The organism is Stenotrophomonas maltophilia group sp. Smal13, assembly GCF_030236855.1.
In the GTDB taxonomy this organism is placed as follows: Bacteria; Pseudomonadota; Gammaproteobacteria; order Xanthomonadales; family Xanthomonadaceae; genus Stenotrophomonas; species Stenotrophomonas maltophilia_A.
Genome location: NZ_JASJSQ010000059.1, coordinates 21,447 through 30,931 on the forward strand (window position 1 = coordinate 21,447; position 9,485 = coordinate 30,931).

At 67.2% G+C, this 9,485-nt stretch carries 10 protein-coding genes; 9 read left to right on the forward strand and 1 reads right to left on the reverse strand.

Going from position 1 to position 9,485, the window contains the following annotated elements:
* Positions 1-38: 38 nt before the first annotated feature.
* Positions 39-680, forward strand: a complete 642-nt coding sequence (locus QRO95_RS17500) for a hypothetical protein (protein WP_049422905.1) — start codon at positions 39-41, stop codon at positions 678-680.
* Between the two features lie 133 nt (positions 681-813).
* Here the strand turns inward: QRO95_RS17500 and QRO95_RS17505 are convergent, their stop codons facing one another.
* Entirely contained in the window at positions 814-1,557 is a 744-nt protein-coding gene (locus QRO95_RS17505) for a DUF3011 domain-containing protein (RefSeq protein WP_032128536.1), read from the reverse strand.
* Between the two features lie 158 nt (positions 1,558-1,715).
* Between QRO95_RS17505 and aspS the strand changes: the two genes are divergently transcribed.
* From aspS to QRO95_RS17545, 8 genes are all read left to right on the forward strand, one after another.
* Positions 1,716-3,467 carry an aspartate--tRNA ligase gene (aspS, locus tag QRO95_RS17510; RefSeq protein WP_010481582.1) on the forward strand — a complete coding sequence of 584 codons (1,752 nt, stop codon included), beginning with the start codon at positions 1,716-1,718 and terminating at the stop codon, positions 3,465-3,467.
* Positions 3,468-3,483: 16 nt separating this feature from the next.
* Complete coding sequence (locus QRO95_RS17515; RefSeq protein WP_032128534.1) at positions 3,484-3,801, forward strand: hypothetical protein; 318 nt, start codon at positions 3,484-3,486, stop codon at positions 3,799-3,801.
* 31 nt (positions 3,802-3,832) lie between these two features.
* A complete protein-coding gene (locus tag QRO95_RS17520; protein WP_032128533.1) occupies positions 3,833-4,354 on the forward strand; it encodes a GNAT family N-acetyltransferase in 522 nt (173 codons plus the stop codon).
* Between the two features lie 75 nt (positions 4,355-4,429).
* Positions 4,430-5,062 (forward strand): triacylglycerol lipase, encoded by a 633-nt coding sequence (locus QRO95_RS17525; protein WP_032128532.1) that lies wholly within the window; start codon positions 4,430-4,432, stop codon positions 5,060-5,062.
* Positions 5,063-5,241: 179 nt separating this feature from the next.
* Positions 5,242-5,973, forward strand: a complete 732-nt coding sequence (locus QRO95_RS17530) for a YebC/PmpR family DNA-binding transcriptional regulator (RefSeq protein ID WP_032128531.1) — start codon at positions 5,242-5,244, stop codon at positions 5,971-5,973.
* 105 nt (positions 5,974-6,078) lie between these two features.
* On the forward strand, positions 6,079-6,600 hold the full coding sequence (gene ruvC, locus QRO95_RS17535) for a crossover junction endodeoxyribonuclease RuvC (RefSeq protein ID WP_032128530.1): 522 nt from the start codon (positions 6,079-6,081) through the stop codon (positions 6,598-6,600).
* A 13-nt stretch (positions 6,601-6,613) separates the two neighbouring features.
* Positions 6,614-7,207 carry a Holliday junction branch migration protein RuvA gene (ruvA, locus tag QRO95_RS17540; RefSeq protein ID WP_005410756.1) on the forward strand — a complete coding sequence of 198 codons (594 nt, stop codon included), beginning with the start codon at positions 6,614-6,616 and terminating at the stop codon, positions 7,205-7,207.
* A 49-nt stretch (positions 7,208-7,256) separates the two neighbouring features.
* Positions 7,257-9,176 (forward strand): potassium transporter Kup, encoded by a 1,920-nt coding sequence (locus tag QRO95_RS17545; protein WP_285303102.1) that lies wholly within the window; start codon positions 7,257-7,259, stop codon positions 9,174-9,176.
* The last annotated feature ends 309 nt before the right edge of the window (positions 9,177-9,485 follow it).

A 9,485-nucleotide genomic window follows, 5' to 3' on the forward strand; every position in this document is an offset into this window, starting at 1 on the left:
GTTTGCGCACTTCGGCCAATGGCCGTTAGGGTTGGGGCATGAAACTGCCTGCCGTTGTCACCGCTTCCGCCCTCCTGCTCAGCCTTGCTGCGTGTTCGCAGCGCTCCGATACGGTCGCCCATGATCTGGCGACCGCACCGGCCGATGCCTTCATGGCCGCCATCGCCGCGCATTGCGGCCAGGCTTACGCCGGCAAGGTAGTGGAGGACACGCCGGCACCGACCGGCAAGGATCCGTTCGCCGGGCAGCGCCTGGTCATGCATGTGCGCGGCTGTGCCGATCCGGCGCACGAGCTGCGCATCCCGTTCCATGTCGGCGATGACCACTCGCGGACCTGGGTGCTGACCCGTACGGAAACCGGCCTGCGCCTGAAGCACGACCATCGCCACGAAGACGGCAGCCCCGACGCGATCACCCTCTACGGTGGCGACAGCACGCCGCCGGGCACCGCCGAGCGCCAGCAGTTCCCCGCCGACGCCGATTCGGTGGCGATGTTCCGCCGCGCCGACATGCTGGCCTCCACGCACAACACCTGGGCGATGGAGATTGATCCCGACCAGACCTTTGTCTACGAGCTGACCCGCCCGGAGGGCCGCCGCTTCCGCGTGCAGTTCGACCTGAGCAAGCCGGTTGCCCTGCCGCCTGCACCGTGGGGCGACGACAAAGCGTCCGCCCCGTGATCCCAGGGTCGGATCCCTCCTGCGGAGGGCCTCGACCCCAGAAAGGCCCTCAGTAGATCCACGCCATGCGTGGATGCGGGATACCGGACCGGGGCCAGAGCCCTGGCCGTCGGCCAGGGATCCGGCCGTGTACTTACCGCGTACCGAAACGCGCGCGGCAGCCGTTGCTCACCCACACCTGGCCACGTGAGTAGCCCCAGCTGCGGCCTTCCTGGCAGGCACTGCCGGACAGCTGCTGCTGCAGCACCGGACGGCCCTGACGCTCATCCCAGTCGCAGGTCTGCGAGCGGTTGTTGTTGCTGCTGCAGGTAACCGAGTAATTGCTGTTGCCGCCCCCCCAGCCACCGCCACCGCCGCCCCAGCCGCGGGCTTCGGCGAATTCGGCACGGCAGCCGCCACTGACCCAGACCGCGCCGTTGCGCACGCCCCAGGTACGCCCTTCGTTGCAGGGGCTGCCGGACAGCTGGCGGACCAGGCGGGCATTGCGCCAGCCGACCGGGCAGCTGCGCTCGCGGTTGTTCTGGCTCTCGCAGCGGATGGTCTCGCCAGGCCGGCCGTTGTTGCCGCCCCAGCCACCGCCATTGCCGCCGCCCCAGCCGCCGCGGGCCTCGACGAATTCGGCGCGGCAACCGTTGGTGACCCAGATGCTGCCGTTACGGCTGCCCCAGGTGCGTCCTTCATCGCAGTCCGAGCCGGACAGCTGGCGCACCAGCTGCGCATTGCGCCAGCCGGTGTTGCAGACCCGTTCGCGGTTGTTCTGGCTTTCGCAGCGGACCACGCCGCTCTGCGCATGCGCGGAAGGGGCGGGCAGGGCAAGGGTGCCCGCGGCACCCAGGCTGAGGGTTACGGCCAGGCTGGCCAGGGACAGCGGTTTCATGGCGGCATCCCATACGGTGGCAGGTGCCCGACTATAGGGAGGGGGGCGATCAAGCCGGTGTGACTGGCCGGATTTGCCCCGGCCGGGGCCTCGGCCGCAGAATACGAGGCTTTCCGGCCCCCATCCGGTGCCGGCGTTCTCCAGCGGAGCTTCCCCCCATGCGTACCCACTTCTGCGGCCTGGTCGATGAGACCCTGATTGGCCAGACTGTCACCCTCGCCGGCTGGACCGACGTGGCCCGTAACCAGGGCGGCGTCTGCTTCATCGATCTTCGAGATCATGAAGGCATCGTGCAGGTGACCGTGGAAGTCGACAACGCCGACGTGTTCGCCGTGGCCGCGTCGCTGGGCTACGAGGATGTGCTGCAGGTGGAAGGCGTGGTGCGTGCCCGCCACGCGGTGAACGACAAGATGCGCACCGGCAAGGTGGAAGTGATCGCCACCGCCATCACCGTTCTGAACAAGGCCGCGCCGCTGCCGTTCCACGCCCACGAGAATCCGGGCGAGGAAACCCGCCTGAAGTACCGCTACCTGGACCTGCGCCGCCCGGAAATGCAGCGCATGCAGCGCACCCGCATCAAGCTGGTGCAGGCCCTGCGCCGCCATCTGGACGAAAAGGGCTTCCAGGACATCGAGACCCCGATCCTGACCAAGGCCACCCCGGAAGGCGCGCGCGACTTCCTGGTGCCGGCGCGCATGCACCCGGGCGAGTTCTACGCCCTGCCGCAGAGCCCGCAGCTGTTCAAGCAGATCCTGATGGTGGCCGGCTTCGACCGCTACTACCAGATCGCGCGCTGCTTCCGCGACGAGGCCCTGCGTGCCGACCGCCAGCTGGAATTCACCCAGCTGGACATGGAATTCGCCTTCGTCCGCGAGCGCGACGTGCAGGACTTCGTCGAGGACATGATCCGCGCCATCTTCAAGGAAGTGGTCGACGTCCAGCTGGATGCCAGCTTCCCGCGCATGACCTGGGCCGAGGCAATGCGTCGCTACGGCTCGGACAAGCCGGACCTGCGCATCGCGCTGGAGCTGGTCGACGTGGCCGAGCTGGTCAAGGACAGCGAGTTCGCCGTGTTCACCGGCCCGGCCAATGACGCCGAAGGCCGCGTCGCCGCGCTGCGCATCCCGGGCGGTGCAGCGCTCAGCCGCAAGCAGATCGACGAATACGCAGCGCATGCCGCCAAGTACGGCGCCAAGGGCCTGGCCTACATCAAGATCGCCGACAACGGCGAAGTCAGCTCGCCGATCCAGAAGTTCTTCAGCGAGGAATCCTTCGCTGCGCTGGTCGCCCATGTCGGCGCCGGTAACGGTGACATCGTGTTCTTCGGCGCCGGTGGCTACAACAAGGTCTCCGACTTCATGGGCGCGCTGCGCCTGAAGGCCGGCAAGGACTTCGGCCTGGTCGCCGACGGCTGGGCACCGCTGTGGGTCACCGACTTCCCGATGTTCGAGTGGGACGAGGAAGAACAGCGCTATGTCGCCCTGCATCACCCCTTCACCGCACCGGCCGTGGACGACATCGCCGACCTGCGCGCCAATGCCCGTACCGCCGTTTCGCGCGGCTACGACATGGTGCTCAATGGCAATGAAATCGGCGGCGGTTCGATCCGTATCCACCGTCCGGACATGCAGAGCGCGGTGTTCGAGCTGCTCGGCATCGGCGCCGAAGAAGCCCGCGCCAAGTTCGGCTTCCTGCTCGACGCGCTGAACTACGGCGCGCCGCCGCACGGTGGCATCGCCTTCGGCATCGACCGCATCGCCGCGCTGATGGCCGGCACCGAGTCGATCCGCGACGTCATCCCCTTCCCGAAGACCACCGGTGCACAGGATCTGATGACCGACGCGCCGTCGCCGATCGTCGACGCGCAGCTGGCCGAAGTGCACATCCAGGTTCGCCCCAAGACCAACTGATCAGGAGATCCAGGCAATGACCGAGTTTGCGTTTTCGCTGGAGTGGGAAAAGCTGGGCAATGAAGGCTCCGAGGCCACCCTGGTCACCGAGCGTGCGCGCGTGTTCGGTGGTTGGCTGGTTCGCGTCGGAACCAACCCGGCGGCGATGGCCCTGACCTTCGTCGCCGACGGCGAAGGCCGTTGGGACGGTGAAGACTTCGGCGTCGAGGATTACGAGGACGACGAAGAGGAAGAGTACGACGAGGACGAGGAAGGCGAAGAAGAGGACGAGGACGAAGAGGAGTACGAGGAAGAGGACGAGGAAGAAGAAGCGGAATCGCCTGAAAAGGCTTGACCCGCGCTTCGCCCTGACGTCAACTTCCTGCATGTATTCGATCCGCCGCGCCACCGTGGACGACGCGCCGACCCTGTCGGCGCTGGCTGCCCGCACGTTCACCGAAACCTTCGGCCATCTGTATCCGCCGCAGGACCTGCAGGCCTTCCTCGAGGAGGCCTACACGGTCGAGCGCCAGCGCGTGATCCTGGCCCACCCCGATTACGCGGTGTGGCTGCTGGAGCTGGACGGGGAGGCGGTCGGCCATGCCGCCGCCGGCCCCTGTGGCTTGCCGCACCCGGACGTGAAGCCCGGTGACGGCGAACTCAAGCGCCTGTACCTGATCAAGACGCAGCAGAGCTGCGGCTGGGGCAGCCGCCTGCTGGAAACCGCGCTGGCCTGGCTGGAACACGAAGGCCCGCGCACGCTGTGGCTGGGCGTGTGGTCGGAGAACTTCGGCGCACAGCGTTTCTACGCCCGCTATGGATTCGAGAAGGCCGGCGAGTACCTGTTCCCGGTCGGTGACACCCAGGACCTCGAGTTCATCCTGCGCCGCGCACCGCGCGCGACCTGACGTTCACCGCCGCTTGCTGCGCGCGCGTGTTCAATCACCGTACGTTTCCGCCCCGCTGACCGCCAGGCTGTTTGCATGACTCCCCCCGTATTGCTGCTGCATGGCATCTGGAATGCCCGTGCCTGGGTCGGGCCGCTGGCCTGGCGCCTGCGCGCGCGTGGTTTCCAGGTGCACGCGTTCGGTTACTCCTCGGTGTTCGGTGGCCCCGACGTGGCCGTGCCGCAGCTGCTGGAGCGGCTGGCCGATGCCGGCCCGTTGTCCCTGGTCGGCCACAGCCTGGGGGGATTGCTGGCGCTGGAGGCCTTGCGCCGCCAGCCGCAGCTGGATGTGCAGCGCGTGGTCTGCCTGGGCTCGCCGCTGCGCGGCAGTGGCACTGCGCGTTCGCTGTCCGAGCACGGCTGGGGCCTGGCGTTGGGGCGCAGCAGCGATCTGCTGCTCGATGGCCTGCCGGACTGGCAGGGCAGGGCCGAGGTTGGCCTGATCGCCGGTTCGGTGCCGCACGGCCTGGGCAGCCTGCTGGGCGCCATCGACGACGCCTCCGACGGTACCGTGGCCCTGGCCGAGACACGCCTGCCGGGCCTGGCCGACCATTGCGTGGTGCGCACCAGCCACAGTGGCCTGGTGGTATCGCCCGATGCCGCGCGGCAGACCGCGCATTTCCTGCGCCACGGCCAGTTCGATCACAGCCGCGACGCCGCCGCTGCGTAAGGCGGTTCGCCGGGCAGGGCGGTGCACTCTCGGTAGCGCCGGGCCATGCCCGGCGGCAGTAGATCCACGCCATGCGTGGATGGCGCCTTCCCGATATCCCTTCGGCCCTAGACACGGTTGCCGCCCCCGATCAGGTAGAATCCGCGCCTTGATCCTGAAGCAGCCAGACGGTAGCACCCATGGGTAGAGGCCCCTCCATCGAAGCCCGCAAGAACGCGTCCGACGCGAAGCGCGGCAAGATTTTCACCAAGATCATCCGCGAGATCGGCGTTGCCGCGCGCGGCGGTGGAGGCGACCCCAACAACAATCCGCGCCTGCGCGTGGCCGTGGACAAGGGCCTGGCCGTGAACATGTCCAAGGACGTGATCGAGCGCGCCATCAAGAAGGCTACCGGTGAACTGGAAGGCGTCGATTACGAGGAAATCCGCTACGAGGGCTACGCCCCGGGTGGCGTGGCCGTGATCGTCGACTGCCTGACCGACAACCGCGTGCGCACGGTGGCCGATGTCCGCCATGCGTTCAGCAAGTGCGGCGGCAACATGGGCACCGAAGGCTCGGTCGCCTTCATGTTCAAGCGCCTGGGCGTGCTCAGCTTCGCCCCGGGTGCCGATGAGGAAGCCATCACCGAAGCGGCCATCGAGGCCGGCGCCGATGACATCGTGGTCTACCCGGACGACGGCTCGATCGACGTGGTCACCAGCCCTGACGCGTTCAACGCGGTCAAGGATGCGATGGCCGCCGCTGGCCATGTCGCCGACCACGCCGAAATCACCTTCCGCGCGGACAACGACATCAAGGTCGAGGGCGAGGTTGCCCTGCAGGTCAAGAAGCTGCTGGACATGCTTGAAGACCTGGACGACGTGCAGGACGTGTACTCCAACGCCGAACTCGGCGCCGACGCCTACGCCTGAGCCGTCCTTGACGGCCTGGGCGCGGGCCGTTGAACGGTCACCGCGGACAGTCATGAGCCCATACGCCTGCCAGCGCATCCCGTTCCGCCCCGCCAGGAGTGCAGCATGACCCGCATCCTCGGCATCGACCCCGGTTCGCAGCGGACCGGGGTCGGCATCATCGATGTCGACGCCACCGGCCGTGTCAGCCACGTGCACCACCAGCCGCTGGTGCTGCTCGGCGCCGACGATTTCCCGCAGCGCATGAAGCTGCTGGTGCTGGGCCTGGCTGACCTGTGCCGCGAGTACCAGCCGCAGGAAGTGGCCATCGAACGCGTGTTCATGGCCCGCAACCCCGATTCGGCGCTGAAGCTGGGCCAGGCCCGTGGCGCGGCGATTTCCGCCGTGGTGCTGCGTGACCTGCCGGTGCACGAATACGCCGCCAGCGAGATCAAGTTGGCGGTGGTCGGGCGCGGTGGCGCCGAAAAGCAACAGGTTCAACACATGGTCGGGCTCATGCTCAACCTGAAAACCAAGCTGCAGGCCGACGCGGCCGACGCGTTGGCAGTGGCGATCACCCATGCCCACGTAAGGGCAACGGCCAACCGCCTGGGGCTCAGTGCCCGCCAGGCGTGGGGCCGCAAATGAGGAGCTGCACGCAATGATCGGTCGACTGCGCGGCATCGTCGCCTACAAGGCGCCGCCGTGGCTGGTGGTGGACGTGAACGGAGTGGGCTACGAGCTGGAGGCGCCGATGAGCACCTTCTACGACCTGCCCGAGCTCGGCCGCGAGGTCACCCTGTACACCCATTACTCGCAGAAGGAAGACAGCGTCTCGCTGTACGGCTTCCTGCGCGAAGGTGAGCGGCGCCTGTTCCGCGACGTGCAGAAGGTCAGTGGCATCGGCGCGAAGATCGCGCTGGCCGTGCTGTCCGGCGTCACCGTCGAGGAATTCGCGCGCATGGTCCAGGCCGGTGACATCACCGCGCTGACCCGCATTCCGGGCATCGGCAAGAAGACCGCCGAGCGCATGGTGCTGGAGCTGCGTGACCGCGCGGCGCAGTTCGGTGCCGGCGGCGCGCTGCCGACCGGCAGTGGCCCGGCCCCGGCCGATCCGCTGTCCGATGCCACCGTGGCCCTGCAGCAGCTGGGCTACAAGCCGGCCGAAGCGGCGCGCATGGCCCGCGATGCCTTCAACGAAGGTGACGAAGTGGCCACCGTGATCCGCAAGGCGCTGCAGTCGGCACTGCGCTGACCCGCCTTCCTTTCCCCCAACCCACCGCCTGAGCCTCGCCAGGAGTCCCATGTCCAGCAGTCAAACCCCGCACGCGGCCGCCCCAGGTGGTCATGGTCACGCCCCTCCAGCCGGAGGCCTGGCGCTGATCATCGGTGCGATCGGCGTGGTCTTCGGCGATATCGGTACCAGCCCGCTGTACACCCTGAAGGAGGCGTTCTCGCCGCACTACGGGCTCAACAGTGACCACGACACCGTGCTGGGCGTGCTGTCGCTGGCGTTCTGGGCGCTGAACATCGTGGTCACGCTGAAGTACGTGACCATCATCATGCGCGCCGACAACGACGGCGAGGGCGGCATCATGGCGCTGATGGCGCTGACCCAGCGCACGCTGCGCAACGGGTCGCGCTCGGCCTATGTGGTCGGCATCCTTGGCATCTTCGGTGCCTCGCTGTTCTTCGGCGATGGCGTGATCACCCCAGCGATATCGGTGCTGGGTGCGGTGGAAGGCCTGGAAGTTGCCGCGCCAGGACTGCACGCCTTCATCGTGCCGATCACCGTGGTGGTACTGCTGGCCGTGTTCGCGGTACAGCGCTTCGGCACCGCGAAGATCGGCAAGCTGTTCGGGCCGATCACCTCGATCTGGTTCATTTCGCTGGCGGCGATCGGCATCTACAACATCGTCGATGCACCGGAAGTGCTGAAGGCGTTCAACCCGTGGTGGGCAATCCGCTTCTTCATGGAGCATGGCTGGCACAGCATCTTCATTCTCGGCGCGGTGGTGCTGGCAGTGACCGGCGGTGAGGCGCTGTACGCCGACATGGGCCACTTCGGTGCCAAGCCGATCCGCCACGCCTGGTACTTCTTCGTGCTGCCGTGCCTGGTGCTGAATTACCTGGGGCAGGGTGCGCTGGTGCTCAACCACCCCGAGGCGGTGAAAAATCCGTTCTTCGAAGCGGTGCCGTCGTGGGCGCTGTATCCGATGATCATCCTGGCCACCATGGCCGCGGTGATTGCCTCGCAGTCGGTCATCACCGGCGCGTTCTCGGTCTCGCGCCAGGCCATGCAGCTGGGCTACATCCCGCGCATGCGGATCAAGCACACCTCGCACGACACCATCGGCCAGATCTACATCCCGGGTATCAACTGGGGCATCGCGGTGATGGTGATCGGCCTGGTGCTGGCCTTCCGCAGCTCCTCCAACCTGGCCGTGGCCTACGGCATCTCGGTGTCGGCCACCATGCTGATCGACACCCTGCTGCTGGCCCTGGTGGCGCGCTCGCTGTGGCCGAAGGCGCGCAAGTGGATCCTGCCGCTGTGCGTGGTGTTCTTCATCATCGACCTCGGCTTCGTCATCGCCAACGGCGCCAAGCTGCTGCAGGGCGCCTGGTTCCCGGTGGTGCTGGGCATCTTCCTGTTCACCATGATGCGCACCTGGCGCCGTGGCCGCGAGCTGCTGCGTGATGAGATCCGCAAGGACGGTATCCGCCTGGACACCTTCCTGCCGGGCCTGATGCTGGCACCGCCGGTACGCGTGCCGGGCACCGCGGTGTTCCTCACCGCCGACCCGACCGTGGCCCCGCACGCGCTGATGCACAACCTCAAGCACAACAAGGTGCTGCACGAGCGCAACGTGTTCCTGCACGTGGAAACCCTGCCCATTCCCTATGCGATGGAAGGGCAGCGGCTGAAGATCGAATCGGTGGGCGACGAGTTCTACCGCGTCTACGTGCGCTTCGGTTTCATGGAGACCCCGGACGTGCCGCTGGCGCTGATGCGCTCGTGCGACCACGGCGGCATCTACTTCGACCCGATGGACACCACCTTCTTCGCCAGCCGCGAAACCATCGTCGCCACCGCCAACCGCGGCATGCCGATCTGGCGCGACAAGCTGTTCGCGCTGATGCACAGGAACGCCGCTCCGGCCACGGGGTTCTTCCGGATTCCGGGCAACAGATTGGTGGAACTGGGCGCGCAGGTGGAGATTTAATCTCCACCTGCGCTACGTCCCACGATTTGCTGCGCAAACCGTGGGTCCCGCGCGCATTCCACCTTATCCCCCCGCCTGTCGGCGCGCCCCCTTGAAACGCAGGCGCCTTGGGCGCCGGCGTTCCGCGCATTCCACCTTATCCCCGCGCCTGTCGGCGCGCCCCCTTGAACAACAAGGGGGCTCCACTTGCGGAGATGCCGCGCGCTTGAAGCTTGGCCCACTCTGCTCTCCAGTTTCCTCCACGCCTGGATCTACCGTGCCGACCAACGGTCGGCACCCACCAAAGCAGAACGCCGTTCCGACAGATCG